The following is a 22,508-nucleotide window of genomic DNA, read 5'->3' as shown; positions in this document are numbered from 1 at the left end:
CTTACCGGTTGTGACGGAGAACGCCCCTGACCAGCAGCCCGCCCTCCCGGCCGCGTGGAACCCGGCCGACGAAGAAGCCGCCCTCTACCAGCGGTGGGTAGACGCGGGCTACTTCACGGCCGACGCCGGGTCGGAGAAGCCTCCGTTCACCATCGTGCTGCCGCCGCCGAACGTCAACGGCAGCCTGCACATGGGGCACGCGCTCAACCACACCCTGATGGACGTGATGACGCGCCGCCGCCGGATGCAGGGCTACGAGGTCCTCTGGCTGCCGGGCATGGACCACGCCGGCATCGCGACCCAGAATGCGGTGGAGCGCGAGCTCGCCAAGTCCGGCCTCTCGCGCCACGACCTGGGCCGCGAGAAGTTCGTCGAGCGCGTCTGGGAGTGGAAGGCCGAGTACGGCGGCAAGATCCTCGGCCAGATGCGCCGCCTCGGCGACGGCGTCGACTGGTCGCGCGAGCGCTTCACCATGGACGAGGGCCTGTCCCGCGCCGTCCAGACCATGTTCAAGCGCCTCTACGACGAGGGCCTGATCTACCGCGCCGAGCGCATCATCAACTGGTGCCCGCGCTGCATGACGGCGCTGTCGGACATCGAGGTCGACCACTCCGAGGACGAGGGCGAGCTCGTCTCCATCCGCTACGGCGACGGCGAGAACTCGATCGTCGTGGCCACCACCCGCGCCGAGACGATGCTGGGTGACACCGCGGTCGCCGTCCACCCGGACGACGAGCGGTACAAGCACCTGGTCGGCACCGAGGTCGAGCTGCCGCTGACCGGCCGCCGCATCCCGATCATCGCCGACGAGCACGTCGACCCCGAGTTCGGCACCGGCGCCGTCAAGGTCACCCCGGCGCACGACCCGAACGACTTCGAGATCGGCCGCCGCCACGACCTGCCGATGCCGACGATCATGGACGAGCGCGCCACGATCACCGTGCCCGGCCCGTTCCAAGGCCTCGACCGGTTCGAGGCGCGTCCGGCGATCGTCGCGGCGCTGCGCGAGCAGGGCCGGATCGTCGCGGAGAAGCGCCCGTACCTGCACGCCGTCGGGCACTGCTCGCGGTGCGACACGGTCGTCGAGCCGCGGCTGTCGCTGCAGTGGTGGGTCAAGGTCGAGCCGCTGGCCCGCGCGGCCGGTGACGCGGTCCGCGACGGCCGCACCAAGATCCACCCGCCGGAGCTGGAGAAGCGCTACTTCGACTGGGTCGACAACATGCACGACTGGACGATTTCGCGCCAGTTGTGGTGGGGCCACCGCATCCCGGTCTGGTACGGGCCGAACGGCGAGACGGTCTGCGTCGGGCCGGACGAGCAGCCGCCGTCCGGCGAGGGGTGGACGCAGGACCCGGACGTCCTGGACACCTGGTTCTCCTCGGGCCTGTGGCCGCTGTCCACGCTCGGCTGGCCGGAGAAGACGCCGGACCTGGCGAAGTTCTACCCGACCAGCGTCCTGTCCACCGGCTACGACATCCTGTTCTTCTGGGTCGCCCGGATGATGATGTTCGGCCTGCACGGCGCTGACGGCGTCCAGCCGTTCGACCACGTCTACCTGCACGGCCTGATCCGCGACCAGTACGGCAAGAAGATGTCGAAGTCACGCGGCAACGGCATCGACCCGCTCGACTGGATGGACAGCTACGGCGCGGACGCCACCCGGTTCACCCTGGCCCGCGGCGCGAACCCCGGTTCGGACATGGCGGTGGCCGAGGAGTGGGCCGCGGGGTCGCGCAACTTCTGCACGAAGCTGTGGAACGCCACCAAGTTCGCGTTGATGAACGGCGCGACCGTGGCGACGCCGCTGCCGCCGGCCGCGGAGCTGACCGAGGCCGACCGCTGGATCCTCGGCCGCCTCGCCGCCACGGTGTCCGAAGTGGACGAACTGCTGGAGGACTTCCAGTTCGCCAAGGCCGTCGACCGGCTCTACCACTTCACCTGGGACGAGCTGTGCGACTGGTACCTGGAGCTGGCGAAGGTCCAGATCGCCGGTGACCGGGCCGACAGCACCCGCGCGGTGCTGGGGCACGTGTTCGACACCGTGCTGCGGCTGCTGCACCCGGTGATCCCGTTCATCACCGAGAAGCTGTGGCAGGCGCTGACCGGCGGCGAGTCGATCGTCATCACCGACTGGCCGAAGGCGGACGCCTCCTACGCCGACGCGGCCGCCGACGCCCGCATCGCCGACGTGCAGAAGCTGATCACCGAGATCCGCCGGTTCCGGTCGGACCAGGGCCTCAAGCCCGGCCAGCGCGTCGCGGCGCGCGTCAACGGCGCGGGCTTCGCGGACGTGTCCGCGCACGAGGAAGCGGTGCGCGCACTGGCGAGGCTGACCTCCCCGGAGGACGGTTTCACGGCGTCCGCCTCGGTCGAGGTGAGTCTGTCGAGCGGGAACGTGCACGTCGAGCTGGACCTGTCCGGCGCGGTCGACGTGGCGGCCGAGCGCAAGCGGCTGGAGAAGGACCTGGCCGCGGCGCAGAAGGAGCTCAAGCAGACCGAGGGCAAGCTCGGCAACCAGGCGTTCCTGGACAAGGCGCCCGCCGACGTGGTCGAGAAGATCAAGGTGCGCCGGGACGCGGCGGCAGCCGACATCGAGCGGCTCACCGCGCGGCTGGCCTCGCTGCCCACGGCCTGATCACGCGGTCCGGGACGGGCTTCGCGCCCGTCCCGGCGCCGTCGTCGGCCCACGCAGCCGAGCCCGCGAGGCACCACCCCCACGAACGGGCCGTCGGATCGCGAGCCGTGACGACGCCCGGTCGCGGGGCCGGTGGCGGCAGGCGTGGGCAGGATGAAGGTGGAGCCCGGCACCGCAGCCCCGATCCAGGCGAGGTGGCGAACCGCCAACCCGGCGTCGAACTCCGCGGGAACCTGTCGCCGGATGGCCCGCACGTAGTCGGCCGTGCCCCACTCGGGGTGGCCGGTCGGGAGATCCGGCGTGGCGCAGCGGTGACCGCCAGCGGTGAGGATCGTGGTCAGCCGGTCCCAGCCCGCCGGGGACTGGGTGGCGCCGTGCGGGAAGACGAAATCCCGGCATGGCAGGACACTCACCGAGGCGCTGGTTCCCGCGCCGCGCGGAGTGGTCAGCGCCCGGTGGAGCCGTCGATCTGTTCGCGCAGGATGTCGGCGTGCCCGGCGTGCCGCGCGGTCTCCTCGATCATGTGCACGAGCACCCAGCGCATCGACGGCGGGTCGGTCTCCCGCAGCGATCGCGCGCCAGGGCGGTCCAGATCCGGGCAGGCGGCGATGATCGCGTTGCAGCGCTCGACCATGGCGCGGTACTCGGCGAACAGCGTTTCGGCGGTGTCCGCCGGGCCGGGGAACGCCTCGTCGTCCCACAGCTCGACCGCTTCGCCCGCATACGCCCACACGAACCAGTTGTGCTCGACCGCGATCAGGTGCTTCACGAGCCGCAGCAGGCTCGTGCCGGACGGGACGCCCGCGGTGCGCGCGGCCTCGTCCGGCACGCCGTGCGCCTTCCCGATGATCGCTTCCCGCAGGTAATCGAGGAAGGCCACGAGCGTTGTCTTCTCGTCCGCGTTCAGGCTGGGCGGCCGTAGATCACCCCGAGTCATCGGCTCACTCTAGGCGGGCGGGTAGACGAGGATGCTCTCGCCGCCGTCGGTGGCCGTGCCCAGGTACGCCGAGCCGGCCGCGACGCCGTCCGGGACCTTGGTGCCGTCGGGCAGCGGCGTCGCCCTGCCGGTGCTCAGGGACACGCTGACCGGTGTGTCGTCGCTGCCCGCCGCGCCGTAGGCGGTGTCGCCGCCGACCGCCGTCAGCTCGATCGCACGCCGGTCCGGGGTCTCCGCGAAGCACTGGCCCTGCCCGGTCGACAGGTCGAACGCGACGTAGCCGGCGAGCAGGTGATGATCGGACACCACCGGTTCGAGGCCGGACGGACCGTGGGCGGTGCCGCCGTCGAGGTCGCACTTCACCGAGCCGCGGACCTGTCCGGTCGCGCCGTCGTGCAGTGCCCACAACCACTCCGTGGGGTCCTCGGTCGGCCAGCCGGCGAGGACCGACTGCCCGTCGGGGGAACCGACGACCTCGACGTTGCGGAAGCCCTCGTTCGAGCTCGCGCCGGCCGGCTTGACGTCGTCGCTGATCCACGCACCCGGCACCCAGAACGACTGGAAGCCCTGCACCAGCGGCCCGCTCGCGGTCGCCGCGACCACGGCCATCCTGTCGGTGCACGACCCGATGGCGTGCGGGCACTCCTTCGGTGGGCGCAGCCCGGCGTCGTCCTCCGGGTAGCTGGTCATGCTGCCGTCCGCGACGCGCACCACGGTCACCGTGTCCCCGTGCTCCAGGAACACCCGGCCGTCGGTCTGCGCCCAGTAGTCGCCGGACGCGACGGGCAGGCTGACCTCCCGCTCCGGCGTGACCGCCGTGCCCGACGAGTCCGTGCCGTACACGTAGAGGTGCGTGCTCCGCGCGGGCTTGTCGACGCCGTTGTCCGCGCCCGTGCCGGTGGTGGCCAGCACCGCGTACTCGCGGCCGCCGTCACTGGTCACGAACACGGTGGAGTCGAGGTCGCCCTCGGGCTCCGGCACCGGCAGGCTGCGCCACCGGACCGCACCGGTGACGGCGTCGTGCGCGACCACGTGCACCCCGTCCGGACCGCTCGCCCGCACCAGCAACAGGCGGGCTTCCGGCGCGCCGGTCGGGCGCGCGAACTCGACGTCCTGCTCGGCGCTGATCGACCAGCCGCGGGCGGCGTCGAACTCGGCGGGAAGCGGTTCCCGCGGCGCGGACGGCGCGGCGCTGCTGGACACGGGCGGCGCGGACGTGCGCCCGCCGTCGGAACCACAGCCGGCGAGCACCACGACCGCGCAAGCCGCCGCCAGAACACCCGTCACCCTGTACGACACGTCACCACTCCCAGTTGATCATCGAACCGGAGCTGTGACGGGGGTGCGGCGCGAATGGTTCCGCCACCGGTCGGCGTTGGAAACGGCAAATCAGTGCAATTGCCAGGGAAGGGCACAAGGACCCTTCAGCGGTTCACTCGGAGGTGTGAAGATGGACGGACCTGTAGGTGCTCGAGTGGGGAAGACCGATGGACAGGACTCCCAGGCCGTCGGGGTGCACCGAGACCAGCCTGCACTGCCGCTGGCCCGCTTCGCCCCGTGACATCACGGCGCTGCGGTACGAGCTCGTGCGCTGGGCGCAGGACCTCGACCTCCCGGGGCACCTCGCGCACGCGATCGGTCTCGCCGGCTACGAGGCGCTGACGAACTCGGTGACCCACGCCTACCCGGAGGGCACGGACGGACCGGTCGAACTGCACGCGAGCCGGGACCACGACCTCATCGCCGTCACCGTCATCGATCGCGGCCGCTGGAAGACACCGCCGCCGGGCCGCTCGATGTCCGACGGCCGCGGGCTCCGGCTCATCCGTGGGCTGGCCGGGCACGTCGAGGTCATGGCGACCGACGAGGGCACCACGGTGTCGATGACCTGGCAGCTGCCGAACCACCTCGGGTTCGCGCGGTCAATCGCGTAGGTGCGCGTACGTCACCGCGGCGACGCCCTGCATGCCGATGAAGAACGGGTGGTAGTTCGCGGCCCACGGCTTGAGGTCCTTGCCGTTGATCCACGCCCGCCCCGGCGGGGCGCACGCGTCGTGGCCCAGTGACGGTCCGAAGGTGTCCACATAGGACGAATCACCGTCGTCGGCGACCGCCTTCGCCAGCGCCGCGTTGAGTTCTTCCTCCACGCTGTTGAGCCACGGGTAGTCACCGTCGGCGAAGGGCAGCACGTCCGGGCAGGTCCCCGACGGCGGCGCGATGCGCGGGTAGCCGATCACCAGCACCTCGGCCTCCGGCGCGCGGTCGTGGATCTCGCCCAGCACCGCGGTGACGTTCGCCTGCGTCTGTGGCAGCCGCGCCTTGATCGTGTCGACGCCGTCGACGGTGAAGTGGCGCTCGCAAGGGTTGCCGGTGGGATCGGAGGCGCGCAGGCCCGGGCAGGTGCCGATGATCGTGCCGAAGACGCCGTAGTCGTTGCCCCCGATGCCGAGCGTGACCAGGTCGGTGTCCGGGCGCAGGGCGTCCAGCTGCGGCGGGTTCGGGCCGAGGATCACCTCCTGCGGGGCGACCATGTCGTGGGTGTCCGCGCCGCTGCACGAGACGTCGGTGAACGAGCCGACCCGCAAGGTGATCGCCAGCAGCGACGGGTAGTTCCCGGTCGAGCGGAGGCAGCCGACAGGGTCCAGGCGCTGCAGCGGGATCAGCGGGCCCGCCGTGTAGGAGTCGCCGAGCGCGACGTAGTGCCGGTAGCGGGGTTGGGCGGACGCGGTGAGCGTCGAGGCGAGCAACGTGCAGGCGGCGACCAGGAGGACGAACATGCTGCGGCGCATGGGTAGTTCATAGCTCCGCGCGGGTCAGCCTGCCGCCGCCATTCGGGTGGGCTCGCGTTCCGTCACCTGTCCGGGGTAATGTACAGGTATGGACAGGACTGAACAGGTCGGCTTTTCCAAGCGGCACCGCCTGGTCTCCGATCTCGCCGAGCAGATCCGGTCGGGCCGGCTGGCGCGCGGCGAGCGGCTGCCCGGGGAGCACCAGCTGGCGCAGCGGTACCAGGTGAGCCGGGGAACGGTCCGCAGCGCCCTGTCCGAACTGCAGCGGCGCGAACTGATCGCGACGGAGAGCGGCGTCGGTTCGTTCGTCACCTTCGACGGCGTCGAGCTGGACCAGACCGTCGGCTGGGCCACCGCGCTCGCCCGGTCCGGGTTCGAGATCACCACCGACCTGCTGGCGATCGAGCAGGTGCGCGACGACGCACTCGCCGAGCGCTTCGGGGTCGAGTCGTTCGTCTCGATCCGCCGGTTGCGCCGCGACCAGGCCGCCGGTCCGGTGTCGCTGGAGGTCGCGCTCGTCCCGGGCACCGGCGCGCTCGCCGGGCTGCCGGAGCGGGGCCTGGTGCGCGGCTCGCTGACCGCGACACTCGCCGACGCCGGCCTGCGCGCGGAAGGCGGTGAGCAGTGGATCGGCACCGAGGCGCTGACCCCGGAGACCGCGGCGCTGCTGGAACGTCCGCCAGGCACGCTGTTCCTCCGCGCGGTCCGCACGAGCACCGACGCGACGGGCGGTCTCGTCGAGCACGTCGTCAGCCTCCTGGACCCGGCGCGGTTCCAGTTCCACCTCACGTTCGGCCGCCGGTGAGCGCGCGGGACCGGGCGCTCGGCGCGTTCGCCGGGCTCGCCCTCGGCGACGCGCTGGGCATGCCGACGCAGTCGATGTCGCGAACCGAGATCACCCGCCGCTACGGGCGGATCGACACGCTCGTGGACGGAGTCGCCGACCAGCCGATCGCGCCCGGCATGCCGGCCGGGTCCATCACCGACGACACCGAACAGGCCCTGTTGCTGGCGCGGCTGCTCATCGACGGCGATGGCCGGATCGACCCGCTGGTGTTCGCCCGCGCACTGCTCGACTGGGAAGCCGACATGATCCGGCGCGGCTCGGCCGACCTGCTCGGCCCGTCCACGAAACGTGCGCTGGACCTGCTCCAGTCGGGCGCGGACCCGGCCGAGGCCGGACGCGGTGGCAGCACGAACGGCGCCGCCATGCGCATCACGCCGGTGGCGATCGCGACCCCGCCGGAGCTGGACTGCCTGCTCGACGCCGTCACCGAAGCCAGCCTCGTCACGCACAACTCGAGCCTCGGCATCGCCGCGGCCGCGGCCGTCGCGGCGGCCGTGTCCGCTGGGGTGGACGGCGCGTCGCTGCCCGAAGCGCTCGATCACGCCGAAGCGGCGGCCGCGGCCGGTGCCGGCCGCGGCGCCTGGAGCGCGGGCGGCGACATCGCGGCCCGCATCCGCTGGGCCCGCGGCTGGGTGTCCGGAATGGACTCGGCGACCCTCGCCGACGCCGTCTACCAGGTGATCGGCACCTCGGTCGCGGCGCAGGAATCGGTGGTCGCCGCGATCGCGCTGGCGCAAGCGCTGGGCGACCGGCCCGCCGACGCACTCACCCTCGCCGCCGGACTGGGCGGCGACACCGACACCGTCGCCGCGATGTGCGGCGCGATCCTCGGCGCGCAGCACGGCTTCGCCGGACTGCCCGCCGGACCGGTCGGCACCGTCCTCGCGGTCAACCGGCTGGACCTCGGCCCCGTCGTCGACGGGCTGCTGGAAATTCGTGGAAGGAAGTGACATGGCGACTGACACCGCTGTCGAGTCCCGCGCGGGTGCACTGGAGACCCGCGGCATCGAACCGGTCCCCGAGGCCGAACGCACCGGCAGGCCGGGGCAGCTGTTCTGGGTGTGGTTCGCCGCGAACATCTCCATCCTCGGTCTGCCGCTCGGCGCGACGCTGGTCGCGATCCAGGGGCTGACGTTCTGGCAGGCCGCGATCGTCGCGGTGATCGGGTCGGTCGGCTCGTTCGCGATCGTCGGCGCGGTGTCGATCGCCGGGCGGCGCGGGGGAGCGCCCGGCCTGACGTTGTCCCGCGCGGTGTTCGGCGTGCACGGCAACGCCGGGCCGACCGTGGTGTCGCTGCTGTCGCGGCTGGGCTGGGAGACGGTCAACACCACGACCGCCGCGTTCGCCCTGTTGTCCTTGTGCGCCATCGTGTTCGGCACCGCCTCGGACGCTAAGGCCGCGCCGGTGCTGACCATCGTGTGCATCGCGGTGTTCGTCGTCTGCACCGTGGTGGTGTCCGGGCTCGGGCACGCGGTGCTGGTCGCCGTGCAGCGCTGGGCGACGTGGATCTTCGGCGCGCTGAACATCGTCGTCGCGGTGAACCTGGTCGCGACCATCGACTGGAGCGCGGTCGGCGCCGCCGAGCCGGCGTCGGTGGGCGCGATGATCGCCGGGGTCGGGACGATCGCGGCGGGCACCGGCATCGGCTGGGCGAACGCCTCGGCCGACATGTCCCGCTACCAGTCGCCCGCGGTGCGGAACGGGTCGCTCGTGCTGTCCGCCGCCGCGGGCGCGGGGATCCCGCTGGTGCTCCTCATCGGTCTGGGCAGCCTGCTCTCCGCGGGCGACCCCACGCTGGCACAGGCGGACGACCCGGTCGCCGCGATCCGGTCGATGCTGCCCGCGTGGATGGCGGTCCCGTACCTGCTGGCCGCGTTCGGCGGGCTTCTGCTGTCCAACCACCTGTCGGTGTACTCCGCGGGGCTGACCACCCTGACGCTGGGCATCCGGATCAAGCGGGTGTACGCGGTGGTGGTCGACGTGATCGTCACCTTCGCCGGTGCCGCGTACTTCATGCTCGTCGCGGACAACTTCTACGGGCCGTTCATCGCGTTCATCAGCCTGCTCGCGGTGCCGATCACCGCGTGGGTCGGCGTGTTCGGCGTGGACATGCTGCGCCGCAGGCACTACGACCCGGCCGGGCTGATGGACCTGCGCCGCACCAGCGTGTACTGGTACCGGGCCGGGATCGAGCCGCGCGCGCTGCTGGCCTGGGCCGCGGGCATCGTCACCGGGTACCTGTTCACCACCGCGGGCACCGGCGAGGACGTGTGGTTCACCGGGCCGTTCGCGAACACCTGGCCGGGGCAGAACGGGCTGGGCTGGCTGATCACGCTCGCCGTGGCCGGCGGCCTGTACGGGCTGCTCGGCGGCGCGCGGACGGCGTCGAAGTGAGCAGGCTCGTCCACACCGGCCAGGTGATCGTCGACCTGGTGCTGCGGGTGCCGGACCTGCCGCGGCGCGGCGGTGACGTGCTCGCGGACGGGATGGATCTGACTCCCGGTGGCGGGTTCAACGTGATGGCCGCGGCGGCCCGCTCCGGCGCCGAGGTGGTCTACGCGGGCGCCCACGGCACGGGCCGGTTCGGGGACGCGGTCCGGGCGGCGCTGGCGGCGGAGAGAATCGCGGTGGCGCAGGCTCCACTGTCCGATGTGGACACGGGGGTGTGCGTGGTGCTGGTCGATGCCGGTGGTGAGCGGACGTTCGTGACCGGGACCGGCGCCGAGGGGATGCTGGCGCCGGGCCGGCTGGACGACGTGCCGGTGGCGGCGGACGACCTGGTGTACGTCAGCGGGTACTCGCTGGCGCACGCGCCGAACCGCGCGGCGCTGGCGGCGTGGCTGCCGACCGTGCCGGCGCGGGTGCTGCTCGACCCCGGCCCGCTCGCCGCCGACCTGCCGCTCGACCTCGTGCTGCCGCACGTGGACATCCTGAGCTGCAACGCCGCGGAGGCCCGCGCACTGTCCGGAAAGGACTCGCTGACGGAGGCCGCGTCGTCGCTCGGCGGAACGGTCGTCGTCCGCGACGGCCCAGCCGGTTGCCTGCTGTCCGTGGACGGCGACGTGCGGACGATCGCGGGTTTCCCGGTGGAGCCCGTGGACACCAACGGCGCTGGGGACGCGCATTGCGGCGTGCTCGCTGCGGAGCTGCTCGCAGGCGCGGATCTGGCCGCGGCGGCGCACCGGGCGAACGCAGCCGCCGCGATGGCCGTGCTCCGCCCCGGCCCCGCGACCGCGCCTGGCCGCCAGGAGATCGACGAGTTCCTGGCGGCTCAGCGGTAGGGCTGCGCCACTCAGGCCCGCCCGGCAAGCCCGAGGCGCTCTCCGGCCGGGCCGTGCCGGCTGAGCGGTAGGCGCTCTGTCCGGCGGGGACCGCGGGTCTTCTCGCGCCCGGCCGAGTACCGCGCCCCGCCGGACGCGGTGCCCGGGCTTGCGGGTGGCTGCCGCGCCGGGGAACGGCGCTCGGCCCGAGGAGAGTTCCTCGGCGTCCACCGGGGAACCGCGCGCCTTCTCGTGCCCGGCCGGCGGCACGAGAAGGCGCACTGCGTGAGCCCGACGCGCTCGCCGGCCGGGCCGCGTCGGCTCTGCGGTAGGCGCTCTGCCTGGCGGGGACCGTGGGCATTCTCGCGCCCGGCCAGACGCGGTGCCGGGGCTCGCGGTGGCTGTCGTCGGCCGACCGGTGCTCGGCCTGAGCGGCGAGTTCCTCGGCGTCCACCGGGGACCACGCGCCTTCTCGTGCCGGGCCGGCGGCGCGAGAAAGCGCTCTGCGCGAGCCCGACGCGCTCCCCGGCCGGGCCACGCCGGCTCAGCGGTAGGCGCTCTGCCCGGTCAGCAGCTGCCCGAGCACGAGCGTGTGGATCTCCTCCGTGCCCTCGTACGTCAGCACGCTCTCCAGGTTGTTCGCGTGCCGCAGCACCGGGTACTCCAGGCTGATCCCGTTCGCGGCCAGGATCGTGCGCGCCGTGCGGGCGATGTCGATCGCGGTGCGCACGTTGTTCAGCTTGCCGAAGCTGACCAGCTCGGGCGGCAGCTCGCCGGCGTCCTTGCGGCGCCCGAGGTGCACCGCGAGCAGCATGCCCTTGTTCAGCTCCAGCGCCATCCCGACGAGCTTCTGCTGCGTCAGCTGGAACCCACCGATCGGGCGGCCGAACTGCTCACGTGTCGACGCGTAGTCGAGTGCGGCCTCGTAGCAGGTGCGGGCCGCGCCGAGCGCGCCGAACAGGATGCCGAACCGCGCCTCCGACAGGCAGGACAGCGGCCCCTTCAGCCCGGTCACGCCGGGCAGCACCGCGTCGCCGGGCAGGCGCAGGTCGTCGAACGACAGCTCGGCCGTCGCGGACATCCGCAGCGACAGCTTGTGCTTGATCTCCCGCGCGGTGAACCCCGGCGTGTCCGTCGGCACCACGAACCCGCGCACGCCCTCGTCGGTGCGCGCCCACACCACGGCGACGTCGGCGAGGGTGCCGTTGGTGATCCACATCTTGGACCCGTTGAGGATCCAGTCGCCGCCGTCGCGCTTGGCGAACGTGCGCATGTCGCCGGGGTCGGACCCGCGGTCGGGCTCGGTGAGGCCGAAGCAGCCGATCGCCTCGCCGCGCGCCATGGCCGGCAGCCAGCGGTCCTTCTGCTCGTCCGAGCCGTACTTCCAGATCGGGAACATCGCCAGCGAGCCCTGCACGGACACGAAGCTGCGCAGCCCGCTGTCGCCCGCCTCCAGCTCCAGGCACGCCAGGCCGTACGCGGTGGCGCTGGTGCCCGCGCAGCCGTACCCGGTGAGGTGCATGCCGAGCAGGCCCATCTCGCCGAGCTGCCCGACCAGGTGCCTCGGGAAGGTCGCGTCCTCGAACCACTGGCCGGCGTGGTCGGCGACCTCCTTGCGGACGAAGGTCCGCACCGTGTCCGCGATCTCGCGCTCCTCCTCGTTCAGCAGGTCGCGGATGCCGAGCAGGTCACGGGGGTCGGGCTTCGTCATGACGGCGTTCTTCCTGTGCGGGCCCGTGCCAGGGCGCGGGCGGGTGGACCGGCTTCGATCACTCCGCCGAGCAGGCAGAGCAGGGCTTCCTGCCGCCGTGGCCCGACGAGCTGGGCGCCGGCCGGGAGACCGGCGCCGGTCAGCCCGGCCGGGACCGTCAGCGCGGGATGCCCGCTGACGGAGGCTAGTGCGGTCAGCCGGTAGTAGGCGTTCTCGAGTGACTCCGCTCGCCCGCCGAGCTCGACCGTGTCGGTGTCGGTGGGCGCGGCGGTGACCGGCAAGGTGGGCATCAACAGGGCGTCGACCTCGGTGAACACCGCGTCCACCTCGCCGGCGATCTCGGCGGCGCGGGCGCGGGCGGCGTCGTAGTCGTCCCGGCTCACCTCGATGCCCGCCTTGAGCTGCCCGATCGCGCGGCCACGCAAGCCGGACGGGTCGTCGGAGTAGGCCTGCCACCACTGCTGGGCGGACTCGTACAGCATCGTCGTGAACCCGGCCGAGCGTGCGTGCCGGGCGCCCAGCGGCAGCTCGACCGGCACGATCTCCACGCCGGCCGCGCGGAGGGTGCCTGCGGCCGACTCGACCACTTCCAGCACGTCGGGGTCGATCTTGCCGCGCCACAGGTGCTCCGGCCAGCCCAGGCGCAGACCCTCGACCGTGTCCGGTGCGGGTTCGCCGTCGCCGGCCAGGATCCGGTGCACGGTGAGGCAGTCCGCCGCGGTCCGCGCGATCGGCCCGACGGTGTCCATCGACGGCACGAGCGGAGTCACCCCGCGCACCGGCACGGTGCCGTGCGTCGGCCGCAGCCCGGCGACCCCGCACAGCGCGGCCGGGATGCGGATCGAGCCTCCGGTGTCGGTGCCCAGTGCGACCGGCACGTCCCCGGTGGCGACCGCGACCGCCGAGCCGCCGCTCGACCCGCCCGCGTCCCGGTCCGGCGCCCACGGGTTGCGGCAGCCGGGCGTGCGGACCGACCACGCCAGTTCCGGCACCGTGGTGCGAGCGACAGGGACGTAACCGGCGGCGCGCAGCCGGGCGACCACTTCGGCGTCCTCGGCCGCGAGGTGGTGCCCCAGCCCGGGCGTGCCGTTGCGCGTCGTCTGGCCCGCCACGTCGAGGAAGTCCTTGACCGCGAAGGGGATTCCGGTTTCCGGTAGGGGAAAGCGCTCGACATAGGCGCCGAAGTCGGTCGACAGCGCGCACACCTCCTCGTGCACGGGGACTTTCCCGAGAGCTTGCCCGATCAGTGTGACCCCGTCGAGGGCGCGGCGCGCGTAGTCTCGGCCACATGTGCCGAAACATCACGGTGCTCCGCGGGCTGGAGCCGTCGGCGACGGCGGAGGAGATCGAGGCCGCCGCGCGCCAGTACGTGCGCAAGGTGACCGGGGTGCAGACCCTGTCCGACGCCACGCGCGAGCCGTTCGAACGGGCGGTCGCGGAGATCGCCGAGATCACCACGCGGCTGCTCGGCGAGCTGCCCGCGCGCCGCCAGCCACCCACGACGGTCCCCCCGCTGCGGCGGCCCGAGGTGCGCGCGCGAATCGCCGCGCGTCAGGCGCGGTAGAGCAGCAGGTAGCGGAAGAACAGCAGCGGCCGCACGCTCGATCCGGGCAGCAGCCGCGCCGAGTCGCGTCGCACCTGCGTCATCGTCGTGTCCCAGTCGCGCACCGGCGCCTTCGAGACCGGGTCCGGGCCGCCGTTGAGGTGCTCGCCCGCCGCCACGACCAGGCGCGCCGCCAGGTTGACCGGCGGCGCGAGCAGGCCCCACATCGCCCAGTCCGCGAGCGAGCGCGGCTTGGCCAGCCCGAGCACCGCCAGCACCCCGCCGGGGTTGAGCGCCGCCCGCAGCTTCGTCACCGTCTCGAACGGCACGTGGTGCAGCGAGGCCAGGCACGAGATGAAGTCGTAGCGGCCCAGCTCCGCCGTCGTGACGTCCTCGGTCCGATAGGTGATGCCGGGGCCGAGCGCCCGCGCCGCGGCGATGACCTCCGCGGACGGGTCGATCCCCTCGACCGACAGACCCGCCGCGGCCAGCTTCCGGGTGAACCGTCCCGCGCCGCACCCCACGTCCAGCGCGGTGCGCGCCCCGGCGGGCACGTGCCGCAGCAGCAACCGGTGGTAGGCGTGGTTGTGGTCGAACGGCATGCAGCCCAACCTGCCAGGACCCGCGAAAGTAGACTCGGCCGGGTAGTCAACCCCGGCCGAAGAGGGAGAACGCGTGACATCGGGCGAGGACGAGGAGTACCCGGCGGAGCTGTCCAGCGGGGGCAACTTCGTCGCCGGGCCCCTGCCCGACGACCCGGCCGAGATCGACCCGGTCGACCTGGAGGAGATCGAGCGCCAGGCCCGCCGTGAGCTGCTGCGCGTCGAGGCCGAGCTGAACCAGCGCTGGCCGGAGACGAAGATCGAGCCGTCGCTCGACCGCATCGCCGCGCTGATGACCGTGCTGGGCGACCCGCAGAAGACCTACCCCGTCATCCACGTCGCGGGCACCAACGGCAAGGGCTCGGTCACCCGCATGATCGACGCGCTGCTGTCCCGCCTCGGGCTGCGCGTCGGCCGCTACACCAGCCCGCACCTGCAGCTGGTCACCGAGCGGATCGCCGTCGACGGCGCCCCGATCGCGGCGTCGAAGTACGTCGACATCTACCGCGACATCGCGCCCTACATCGGCATGGTGGACAACGCGGGCGGCCCGAAGATGAGCAAGTTCGAGGTGCTCACCGGCATGGCGTTCGCCGCGTTCGCGGACGCGCCGGTCGACGCCGCGGTGATCGAGACCGGCATGGGCGGCAGGTGGGACGCCACCAACGTCGCCGACGGGCAGGTCGCGGTCATCACGCCGATCGGCCTCGACCACACCGACTACCTGGGCAGCGACCTCGGCGGGATCGCCGGCGAGAAGGCCGGGATCATCAAGCCGGGCAGCGTCGCGATCCTCGCCGAGCAGGAGCCCGACGCGCAGCGCGTGCTGCTGGAGCGAACCGTCGAGGTGGACGCCACGGTCGCGCGCGCGGGCAGCGAGTTCGGTGTGCTGCGGCGCGAGATCGCGGTCGGCGGGCAGATGCTGAGCCTGCAGGGCCTCGGCGGCGTCTACGACGAGATCTTCCTGCCCCTGCACGGCGTGCACCAGGCGAACAACGCGCTGCTGGCGCTGGCCGCGGTCGAGGCGTTCTTCGGCGCGGGCAAGGACAGGCGGCTCGACATCGAGGCCGTGCGCGAGGCGTTCGCGGCGGTGGAGATCCCGGGCCGCCTGGAGCCCGTGCGCGCCGCGCCGACGGTGCTGCTGGACGCGGCCCACAACCCGCACGGCGCGCGGGCGCTGGCCACCGCGATCGAGGAGGAGTTCGCGTTCCGCAGGCTGGCCGCGGTCATCGGGGTGCTCGAGGACAAGGACGTGCGCGGCGTGCTGGAGGCGCTCGAGCCGGTGGTCTCCGACGTCGTGGTCACCAAGAACAGCTCGCCCCGCGCGATGCCGCTGGACGAGCTGAACGAACTGGCGCTGGCGGTGTTCGGGGAGGACCGGGTGGTCGCCGAGCCCAGCCTGGACGCGGCGGTGGAGACCGCGGTCGCGCTGGTCGAGGAGAGCGACGGCGGCGAACCGCTGGCCGGTGGCGGTGTGCTGATCACGGGCTCCGTCGTCACGGTCGGGGACGCGCGGACGTTGTTCGGGAAGGAGCCCGCGTGAGCGAGGAGAAGACGGTCCGGCCCCCGGCGAAGGACCCCATGAAGTCCTTCCGCGGCGTGATGGCCGGGACGCTGATCTGCGAGGCCATCACGGTCGGACTGGCGCTGCCGGTGATCGCGAACCTCGGCGGCGGCATCGGCACCCTCGCGGGCTGGGGGATCATCGTGATCGCCGTGCTGCACGTGCTGCTGTGCGGCGTGCTGAAGCGGCGCTGGGCGGTGCCGGCGATCCTGGTGCTGCAGGTCGCGCTGGTGGCGTACTTCGTCGACACGGTGGCGATCGGCGTCATCGGCCTGCTGTTCCTCGCGTTCTGGCTGTGGGCGCTGTGGCTGCGCAACGACGTGGCCCGGCGCATGGCCGAGGGCCGTCTGCCCAGCCAGCAGCAGTAGCGGCGATCCGAACAGAGAGCAGTGCTCTTGACAGGGGCACGCGGCCGGGTCATGCTTGTCCTGTGAGAGCACTGCTCTCGAAATGGACAACCGATCTCGGAGGAGTGTTCCCATGAAGCGCACCGCCTGGGCCGTCGCCGGCGTCTTCCTGCTCGCGTTCGCCGTGTTCGAGGCTGTCAAGCACGGCGGCTGGACCGTCGGCGCCCTGCTGCTCGGCCTGATCGGGCCGGACCTGACGTTCCTGGCCGGGATCGGCGCGCCGCAGGCCGAGCGGGGCGTGCTGCCGCGCCGCGTGGTGCCGTTCTACAACGCCGCCCACCACTGGGCGGGGCCGGTGGTCCTACTCGTGGTCTTCAGCTTCGTCGCGAGCCCCGCCGCCTTCACGCTCGGACTGGCCTGGCTCGCGCACATCGTCGTGGACCGCGCCTTCGGTTACGGTCTGCGCACGGCCGACGGCAGGCAGCGCGCCACCGCGTGAGTTCACCGTCCGGACAGCCGGAGTTGGCCCGTCGGCCCCCGAGCCCGCATAGAACTCCGGCATGACCGAACAGACCCGCCGCTCCGCCCTCAGAACCGGCCTCGTCGGCGCCGGTGTCCTCGCCGCAGGCGTCCTCGGCAGCCCCTTCGCGAACGCCGCCCTCGTCCGCAAGGACCGCCCCGTCCTGACGCACGGCATCCAGTCCGGCGACGTGACCCCGAACTCGGCACTGGTCTGGACCCGTGCCGACCGGCCGTCCCGCATGATCGTCGAGGTCTCCCGTGACCCGTCGTTCCGGCACGCGCGGACCGTCCGCGGCCCGCTGCTGACCCCGGACACCGGCGGCACCGGCAAGCTGCGGATCTCCGCGCTCGCGCCGGGCACCGAACTGCACTACCGGGTCACCGCGGAATCGCTCGACGGACGGGCCACCAGCGAACCGCTGACCGGCACCTTCAAGACGGCGCCGGTCGGCCGCAGCGACGTGCGCCTGACCTGGTCCGGCGACGTGGCGGGCCAGGGCTGGGGCATCAACCCGGACATCGGCGGCATGACCGCCTACGCCGCGATGCTCGCCCGCAAGCCGGACCTGTTCCTGCACAGCGGCGACACGGTCTACGCCGACGGCCCGCTCACCGAGACGGTCACGCTGCCCGACGGCCGCGTCTGGCGCAACATCGTGACCCCGGAGAAGACGAAGGTCGCCGAGACGCTCGACGAGTACCGCGGCCAGTTCGCCTACAACATGCTCGACGCGAACGTGCGCGCGTTCACCGCCGCCGTGCCCAGCTACGTCCAGTGGGACGACCACGAGGTGACCAACAACTGGTACCCGGGCGAGATCCTGGACCTGCCGCAGTACACCGAAAAGCGCGTCGACGTGCTGGCCGCGCGGGCGTTCCAGGCGTTCCACGAGTGGCAGCCGATCGACCCTCGCCAGGCGGTCGACGGCCGCGTGTACCGCAGCTTCACCTACGGCTCGCGGGTGGAGCTGTTCGTGCTGGACATGCGGACCTACAAGGACGCCAACACCGCGGACCCCACCAAGCCCGGGCAGATCCTCGGCGAGAAGCAGGCGAAGTGGCTCGTCGACGGGCTGTCCCGCAGCCGCGCGACGTGGAAGATCGTCCAGGCCGACCTGCCCATCGGGCTCGCCGTGCCGGACGGCTCCACCGGTATCGAGGGCGTGGCCAACAACCTCCCCGGCGCGCCCGCCGGCCGCGAGAGCGAAATCGCGTGGGTGCTCCGGGAACTGGCGAAGCGAAAGGTGCGCAACACCGTGTGGCTGACCGCGGACGTGCACTACACCGCGGCACACCACTATTCGCCGGACCGCGCCGCGGTCCAGGATTTCGACCCGTTCTGGGAATTCGTTTCCGGCCCGCTGCACGCTGGCGCGTTCGGCCCGAACACGCTCGACCCGACCTTCGGCCCGCAGGCCGTTTTCGTGCACGCCCCGCCCGCCGCGAACACTTCGCCGATGGCCGGTTTCCAGCACTTCGGCGAAATCAACATCGACGGCCGCTCGGGTGAGCTGCGAGTCGATCTCCGTGACGGCACGGGCGCCTCGCTGTGGTCGACCACCCTGGAACCGCAGCGCTGACCAGGCCAGTAGGCTTCGGGCAATCCGTGCACGTGATTAAGGAGAAACACAGTCGTGAGTGAACGCACGCTGGTTCTGGTCAAGCCCGACGGCGTACAGCGCGGCCTCGTCGGCGAGGTCATCTCGCGCATCGAGCGCAAGGGGCTGAAGCTGGCCGCGCTGGAGCTGCGCACCGTCGAGCGTTCGGTCGCCGAGGAGCACTACGCCGAGCACAAGGACAAGCCGTTCTTCGGCGACCTGCTGGAGTTCATCACCTCCGGCCCGGTCGTCGCGATCGCGGTGGAGGGCGTGCGGGCCATCGCGGCCTTCCGCCAGCTGGCCGGCGGCACCGACCCGGTGGAGAAGGCCACCCCGGGCACGCTGCGCGGGGACTACGGCCTGGAGACCCAGTTCAACCTGGTGCACGGCTCGGACTCGCCCGAGTCGGCCGAGCGCGAGCTGAAGCTCTGGTTCCCGGACCTCTGAGCAACCGCGGGGGCTCCCGGTGGGATTGATCCTTACCGGGAGCCCCTCGCGGGAATTACCATCTGGGGCATGGCCGCAGGCGATGGCGATGTCCCGAAGTCGGTGCTGGCGCGCGGCCTGGTGTTGCTGGACGCGTTCGAGCCCGCCGACGTCGAACTCTCCCTGGCCGAACTGTCCGCCCGCACTGGCCTGCCGAAGGCCACCGCCCACCGGATGATCGCCGAACTCGTCCGCTGGGGCGGGCTGGAACGTCACGGCGCCTCCTACCGGCTCGGGATGAAGCTCTTCGAACTCGGCCAGCGCGTGCCGCGGCGGCGTGAACTGCGCGAAGCGGCGCTGCCGTACCTGCAGGACCTGTACGAGGCCACGCACGAGAACATCCACCTCGCGGTGCCCGACGGCGGTCACACGTTGTTCCTGGAGAAGGTCACCGGTCACCGCTCGACCCCCATCCGCTCGCGCGTCGGCGGCCGGATGCCGGTGCACTGCACCGCGACCGGCAAGGTCTTCCTCGCGCTCGGGCCGCCGGAGTACTTCCGACGCGTGACCGAGGCCGGGCTGGCCCGCAAGACGCCGCGCACGATCGTCGCGCCCGGGTTGCTGCGGCGGGAGCTGGACCGGGCCGTGGAGCGCGGGTACGGGGTCAACCACGAGGAGGCCGAGGTCGGGGTCGCCGCGGTGGCCGCGCCGGTGTACGACCGGCGGCGCAGGCTGATCGCGGCCGTGTCGATCACCGGCAGCGCCGAGCGCCTCGACGTGGAACGGCTAGCGCCCGCGGTGCGGACCGCGGCGTCCGCGCTGACGCGGGAGCTGGCCGCGCCGTAAACCGATCGAAACTGTCGGTGCCCGGTCGTACTGTGCTGGGTGTGGACGAACCGAGCATGGTGCAGGCCAAGGCGCTGGTGAAGCGCTTCGGCGACTTCGAAGCGGTGCGGGGGATCGACGTCGAGGTCCGGCGTGGGGAGGCGTTCGGCTTCCTCGGGCCCAACGGCGCCGGGAAGTCGTCGACGATGCGGATGATCGCGTCGGTGTCGCCGCGGTCCGACGGGGACCTGAAGGTCCTCGGCATGGACCCGAACGTCGAGGGCCCCCGCATCCGCGCCCGGCTCGGTGTCGTGCCGCAGCAGGACAACCTCGACAACGAGCTGACGGTGCGGCAGAACCTGCACGTGTACGGCCGCTACTTCGGACTGTCCAGGGCGCACGTGCGCCGCAAGGCGGTCGAGCTGATGGAGTTCGCGCAGCTGTCCGACCGGGCCGAGGACGAGGTGGAGCCGTTGTCCGGCGGCATGAAACGGCGGCTGACCATCGCCCGTGCCCTGGTCAACGATCCCGAGCTGCTGCTGCTCGACGAGCCGACCACCGGGCTGGACCCGCAGGCGCGGCACCTGTTGTGGGACAGGCTGTTCCGCCTGAAGGCGCAGGGCGTCACGCTGATCATCACGACCCACTACATGGACGAGGCCGAGCAGCTGTGCGACCGGCTCGTGGTCATGGACGGCGGCCGGATCGTGGCCGAGGGCTCGCCAGCCGAGCTGATCCTGCGGTACTCCACCCGCGAGGTGGTGGAGCTGCGGTTCGCGCCGGGGGAGGAGGCGCCGGCGGACCGGGTGGCCGACCTGGCCGACCGGGTCGAGGTGCTGCCCGACCGCCTGCTGCTCTACACCGCGGCGGGCGAGTCGGCGCTGGAGCAGGTGCACCAGCGCGGGGTGCGGCCGCTGTCGTCGCTGGTGCGGCGGAGCACGCTGGAGGACGTGTTCCTGCGTCTGACCGGTCGGACGCTGGTGGACTGATGAGCGTTTCGTCGACGGGCCGGGTCGTCCCGGCGTGGCAGGGCGCGTGGTTGCGTGTCGAGGGTTACTGGGCGTGGTACCGCCGGTACTGGAAGTCCAATGTGTACTCCACCGGCCTGCAGCCGCTGTTGTTCCTGCTGGCGATGGGGCTCGGCTTCGGCTCGCAGGTGCAGGCCGGGCCGGCCACCGGCGGACTGTCCTATGTGCACTACATCGCGCCCGCGCTGCTGGTGTCGGCGGCGATGCAGAACGCGGTGGGGGAGTCGACGTACCCGGTGCTGTCCGGGTTCAAGTGGCAGAAGGACTACCTGGCCGTCACGGCGACGCCGGTCACGCCGGGGCAGGTGCTCGGCGGGCACCTGATCTGGGTGACGTTGCGGCTGTTGCTGTCCGGCGCGGTGTACGCCCTGATCGCGGTGCCGTTCGGGGCGTGGCTGAACGCCGGGGCGGTGCTGGTCGTGCTGGTCGGCGCCGTGACCGGCCTGGCGTGCGCCGCGCCGGTGACGGCCCTCGCCGCGACGACGTACGACGAGGGCGTCCGGTTCAACGCCGTGTTCCGGTTCGTGGTGATGCCGATGACGTTGTTCGCAGGGACGTTCTTCCCGATCGAGCAGATCCCGGTGGCGCTGCGCTGGCTCGCCTGGATCTCCCCGCTGTGGCACGGCAACGAACTCGCGCGGGGCGTCACCCTCGGCGGCCTGGAGCTGCTGCCCGCGCTCGGCCACCTGGCGTTCCTGGCGGCCCTGTTCACCGTGGGGGCGCTGCTGGCGCGCCACTACTTCTACCGCCGTCTGGTGGTGTGACCATGCCCGCCTGCTCCCTGCGGACCACCCGACTCCGGCCGACCACGCGAGGGCCCCGATGACCACACTCAGCGAAACCCCGCGCCGCGGCGTCCTTCTCCGCGTTCTGCCGCCCGGCCTGTACGCCGGCCGCGCCAGCAAGCTCGTCGAGCGCTCGATCCTGGCCTACTCACGCATGTGGCTGGTCTTCGCGTCCGGCGTGCTGGAGCCGCTGTTCTACCTCGTCGCGTTCCAGATCGGCTTCGGCAGGCTCGTCGGTGACGCCATCGGACCGGACGGGCAGCCGATGAGCTACGTCGCGTTCGTCGCGCCCGCCCTGCTCGCCTCGTCCGCCATGAACGGCGCCGTCTTCGACAGCACGTTCAACGTGTTCTTCAAGTTCCGTTACGCCAAGACCTACGACGCGATGCTGGCCACCCCGATCGGCCCGCTGGACATCGCGATCGGCGAGATCTCGTGGGCCGTCCTGCGCGGCGGGCTCTACTCGGTCGCGTTCTTCGCCGTGATGGCCGCGATGGGCCTGGTCACCTCGCCGTGGGCGCTGCTGCTGATCCCGGTCGCGCTGCTGATCGCGCTGGCCTTCGCCGCGATCGGCATGGCCTGCGCGACCTTCCTCCGCTCGACGTCCCAGTTCGACTACATCCAGCTGGCCGTCGTCCCGATGTTCCTGTTCTCCACGACGTTCTACCCGCTGTCGGTCTACCCGGGGCCGCTGCAGGTGCTGGTGCAGTGCTCACCGCTCTACCACGGGATCCAGCTGATGCGCGAGTTCGCCGTCGGCGCCCTGCACCCGGGCATGATCGGCCACGTCGCGTACCTGGTGGCGCTGGCGGTGCTCGGCATCTGGGGCGCGGCCCGCCGCCTCAGCGGGCTGCTCCTGCGCTGACCCGTGCTCTGTGAGGGGTAGCCCGCCGGGCACGGCACCCGGCCGCGCCTGTTGCCACCGCCTCGGGTCGCCTTGCATTCCGGCACGGTCGGTCACGTCGCCTACTCGATGGCGCGGTCGGGCATCCGGAGCGCGGCTCGCCGCCTCGGCCGGCTGTTCGTGCGCCTGTCGCGCGGAAGCGCCGGGCCACCTCGCCCCTCGGCATGATCGGCCACATCGCCTAC

The 22,508-nt window shown here is 72.2% G+C and carries 22 protein-coding genes; 16 read left to right on the top strand and 6 right to left on the bottom strand.

Features of this window, described 5'->3' with window-relative positions; genetic code table 11:
* Nucleotides 1-10 precede the first annotated feature (10 nt).
* Nucleotides 11-2,635, top strand: a complete 2,625-nt coding sequence (locus L2C96_RS20425; RefSeq protein WP_237337369.1) for a valine--tRNA ligase — start codon at nt 11-13, stop codon at nt 2,633-2,635.
* Between the two features lie 445 nt (nt 2,636-3,080).
* On the opposite strand, the gene L2C96_RS20420 is transcribed toward L2C96_RS20425, so the two are convergent.
* Nucleotides 3,081-3,572 (bottom strand): DinB family protein, encoded by a 492-nt coding sequence (locus L2C96_RS20420; protein ID WP_237337368.1) that lies wholly within the window; start codon nt 3,570-3,572, stop codon nt 3,081-3,083.
* Nucleotides 3,573-3,581: 9 nt separating this feature from the next.
* Nucleotides 3,582-4,871 carry a hypothetical protein gene (locus L2C96_RS20415; protein WP_237337367.1) on the bottom strand — a complete coding sequence of 430 codons (1,290 nt, stop codon included), beginning with the start codon at nt 4,869-4,871 and terminating at the stop codon, nt 3,582-3,584.
* A 188-nt stretch (nt 4,872-5,059) separates the two neighbouring features.
* On the opposite strand from L2C96_RS20415, the gene L2C96_RS20410 reads away from it, so the two are divergent.
* Complete coding sequence (locus tag L2C96_RS20410; RefSeq protein ID WP_020420779.1) at nt 5,060-5,506, top strand: ATP-binding protein; 447 nt, start codon at nt 5,060-5,062, stop codon at nt 5,504-5,506.
* Here L2C96_RS20410 and L2C96_RS20405 read toward each other — a convergent pair.
* Entirely contained in the window at nt 5,495-6,361 is an 867-nt protein-coding gene (locus tag L2C96_RS20405; RefSeq protein WP_237337366.1) for an SGNH/GDSL hydrolase family protein, read from the bottom strand. The genes L2C96_RS20410 and L2C96_RS20405 overlap by 12 nt on opposite strands.
* Before the next feature lie 88 nt (nt 6,362-6,449).
* On the opposite strand from L2C96_RS20405, the gene L2C96_RS20400 reads away from it, so the two are divergent.
* From L2C96_RS20400 to L2C96_RS20385, 4 genes are read left to right on the top strand one after another with little or no spacing between them, the layout of a single operon-like run.
* Nucleotides 6,450-7,166, top strand: a complete 717-nt coding sequence (locus tag L2C96_RS20400) for a GntR family transcriptional regulator (RefSeq protein ID WP_237337365.1) — start codon at nt 6,450-6,452, stop codon at nt 7,164-7,166.
* Nucleotides 7,163-8,158: an ADP-ribosylglycohydrolase family protein gene (locus L2C96_RS20395; protein ID WP_237337364.1), complete on the top strand. Its 996-nt coding sequence runs from the start codon at nt 7,163-7,165 to the stop codon at nt 8,156-8,158. Before L2C96_RS20400 ends, L2C96_RS20395 begins: the two co-directional genes overlap by 4 nt.
* 1 nt (nt 8,159) lies before the next feature.
* Complete coding sequence (locus tag L2C96_RS20390) at nt 8,160-9,602, top strand: purine-cytosine permease family protein (protein ID WP_237337363.1); 1,443 nt, start codon at nt 8,160-8,162, stop codon at nt 9,600-9,602.
* Entirely contained in the window at nt 9,599-10,489 is an 891-nt protein-coding gene (locus tag L2C96_RS20385) for a PfkB family carbohydrate kinase (protein ID WP_237337362.1), read from the top strand. The genes L2C96_RS20390 and L2C96_RS20385 overlap by 4 nt, the downstream gene beginning before the upstream one ends.
* 523 nt (nt 10,490-11,012) lie before the next feature.
* Here L2C96_RS20385 and L2C96_RS20380 read toward each other — a convergent pair.
* Together L2C96_RS20380 and L2C96_RS20375 are read right to left on the bottom strand one after the other, a co-directional pair.
* Nucleotides 11,013-12,179, bottom strand: coding sequence for an acyl-CoA dehydrogenase family protein (locus tag L2C96_RS20380; protein WP_020420785.1), 1,167 nt, complete (start codon nt 12,177-12,179; stop codon nt 11,013-11,015).
* The gene (locus L2C96_RS20375) at nt 12,176-13,396 is read right to left on the bottom strand and encodes an amidase (protein ID WP_237337361.1); all 1,221 of its coding nucleotides are present in this window, start codon (nt 13,394-13,396) and stop codon (nt 12,176-12,178) included. Before L2C96_RS20375 ends, L2C96_RS20380 begins: the two co-directional genes overlap by 4 nt.
* 71 nt (nt 13,397-13,467) lie before the next feature.
* Here L2C96_RS20375 and L2C96_RS20370 point away from each other — a divergent pair, with 71 nt between their 5' ends.
* Nucleotides 13,468-13,743, top strand: coding sequence for a DUF2277 domain-containing protein (locus L2C96_RS20370; protein ID WP_017987717.1), 276 nt, complete (start codon nt 13,468-13,470; stop codon nt 13,741-13,743).
* On the opposite strand, the gene L2C96_RS20365 is transcribed toward L2C96_RS20370, so the two are convergent.
* Entirely contained in the window at nt 13,731-14,324 is a 594-nt protein-coding gene (locus tag L2C96_RS20365) for a class I SAM-dependent methyltransferase (protein WP_237337360.1), read from the bottom strand. The genes L2C96_RS20370 and L2C96_RS20365 overlap by 13 nt on opposite strands.
* Before the next feature lie 73 nt (nt 14,325-14,397).
* Between L2C96_RS20365 and folC the strand changes: the two genes are divergently transcribed.
* The 9 genes from folC (at nt 14,398) to L2C96_RS20320 (ending at nt 22,284) form a co-directional block, all read left to right on the top strand.
* Entirely contained in the window at nt 14,398-15,867 is a 1,470-nt protein-coding gene (folC, locus tag L2C96_RS20360) for a bifunctional tetrahydrofolate synthase/dihydrofolate synthase (protein ID WP_308191167.1), read from the top strand.
* Entirely contained in the window at nt 15,864-16,256 is a 393-nt protein-coding gene (locus L2C96_RS20355; protein WP_017987720.1) for a DUF4233 domain-containing protein, read from the top strand. The genes folC and L2C96_RS20355 overlap by 4 nt, the downstream gene beginning before the upstream one ends.
* 112 nt (nt 16,257-16,368) lie before the next feature.
* On the top strand, nt 16,369-16,734 hold the full coding sequence (locus L2C96_RS20350) for a DUF4260 family protein (RefSeq protein ID WP_237337359.1): 366 nt from the start codon (nt 16,369-16,371) through the stop codon (nt 16,732-16,734).
* Between the two features lie 61 nt (nt 16,735-16,795).
* Nucleotides 16,796-18,337, top strand: coding sequence for an alkaline phosphatase D family protein (locus L2C96_RS20345; protein ID WP_237337358.1), 1,542 nt, complete (start codon nt 16,796-16,798; stop codon nt 18,335-18,337).
* Between the two features lie 54 nt (nt 18,338-18,391).
* On the top strand, nt 18,392-18,802 hold the full coding sequence (gene ndk, locus L2C96_RS20340) for a nucleoside-diphosphate kinase (RefSeq protein ID WP_017987723.1): 411 nt from the start codon (nt 18,392-18,394) through the stop codon (nt 18,800-18,802).
* A 69-nt stretch (nt 18,803-18,871) separates the two neighbouring features.
* Nucleotides 18,872-19,627, top strand: coding sequence for an IclR family transcriptional regulator (locus L2C96_RS20335; RefSeq protein WP_237337357.1), 756 nt, complete (start codon nt 18,872-18,874; stop codon nt 19,625-19,627).
* A gap of 56 nt (nt 19,628-19,683) precedes the next feature.
* Nucleotides 19,684-20,595, top strand: coding sequence for an ABC transporter ATP-binding protein (locus L2C96_RS20330; protein WP_051123608.1), 912 nt, complete (start codon nt 19,684-19,686; stop codon nt 20,593-20,595).
* Nucleotides 20,595-21,398 carry an ABC transporter permease gene (locus L2C96_RS20325; protein ID WP_020420794.1) on the top strand — a complete coding sequence of 268 codons (804 nt, stop codon included), beginning with the start codon at nt 20,595-20,597 and terminating at the stop codon, nt 21,396-21,398. Before L2C96_RS20330 ends, L2C96_RS20325 begins: the two co-directional genes overlap by 1 nt.
* A gap of 58 nt (nt 21,399-21,456) precedes the next feature.
* Nucleotides 21,457-22,284, top strand: coding sequence for an ABC transporter permease (locus tag L2C96_RS20320; protein ID WP_020420795.1), 828 nt, complete (start codon nt 21,457-21,459; stop codon nt 22,282-22,284).
* Nucleotides 22,285-22,508 lie beyond the last annotated feature (224 nt).

This window comes from Amycolatopsis tucumanensis, from assembly GCF_021654135.1.
GTDB lineage: Bacteria > Actinomycetota > Actinomycetes > Mycobacteriales > Pseudonocardiaceae > Amycolatopsis_E > Amycolatopsis_E tucumanensis.
This window is presented reverse-complemented; position numbering and strand designations above follow the sequence as displayed.

What these genes read in the sequence shown, in the direction of transcription:
- L2C96_RS20420 (WP_237337368.1), bottom strand. Translation starts at nt 3,572, where the DNA reads ATGACTCGGGGTGATCTACGGCCGCCCAGCCTGAACGCGGACGAGAAG.
- L2C96_RS20410 (WP_020420779.1), top strand. Translation starts at nt 5,060, where the DNA reads ATGGACAGGACTCCCAGGCCGTCGGGGTGCACCGAGACCAGCCTGCAC.
- L2C96_RS20405 (WP_237337366.1), bottom strand. Translation starts at nt 6,361, where the DNA reads ATGCGCCGCAGCATGTTCGTCCTCCTGGTCGCCGCCTGCACGTTGCTC.
- L2C96_RS20400 (WP_237337365.1), top strand. Translation starts at nt 6,450, where the DNA reads ATGGACAGGACTGAACAGGTCGGCTTTTCCAAGCGGCACCGCCTGGTC.
- L2C96_RS20390 (WP_237337363.1), top strand. Translation starts at nt 8,160, where the DNA reads ATGGCGACTGACACCGCTGTCGAGTCCCGCGCGGGTGCACTGGAGACC.
- L2C96_RS20380 (WP_020420785.1), bottom strand. Translation starts at nt 12,179, where the DNA reads ATGACGAAGCCCGACCCCCGTGACCTGCTCGGCATCCGCGACCTGCTG.
- L2C96_RS20370 (WP_017987717.1), top strand. Translation starts at nt 13,468, where the DNA reads ATGTGCCGAAACATCACGGTGCTCCGCGGGCTGGAGCCGTCGGCGACG.
- L2C96_RS20365 (WP_237337360.1), bottom strand. Translation starts at nt 14,324, where the DNA reads ATGCCGTTCGACCACAACCACGCCTACCACCGGTTGCTGCTGCGGCAC.
- L2C96_RS20350 (WP_237337359.1), top strand. Translation starts at nt 16,369, where the DNA reads ATGAAGCGCACCGCCTGGGCCGTCGCCGGCGTCTTCCTGCTCGCGTTC.
- L2C96_RS20345 (WP_237337358.1), top strand. Translation starts at nt 16,796, where the DNA reads ATGACCGAACAGACCCGCCGCTCCGCCCTCAGAACCGGCCTCGTCGGC.
- L2C96_RS20335 (WP_237337357.1), top strand. Translation starts at nt 18,872, where the DNA reads ATGGCCGCAGGCGATGGCGATGTCCCGAAGTCGGTGCTGGCGCGCGGC.
- L2C96_RS20330 (WP_051123608.1), top strand. Translation starts at nt 19,684, where the DNA reads ATGGTGCAGGCCAAGGCGCTGGTGAAGCGCTTCGGCGACTTCGAAGCG.
- L2C96_RS20325 (WP_020420794.1), top strand. Translation starts at nt 20,595, where the DNA reads ATGAGCGTTTCGTCGACGGGCCGGGTCGTCCCGGCGTGGCAGGGCGCG.
- L2C96_RS20320 (WP_020420795.1), top strand. Translation starts at nt 21,457, where the DNA reads ATGACCACACTCAGCGAAACCCCGCGCCGCGGCGTCCTTCTCCGCGTT.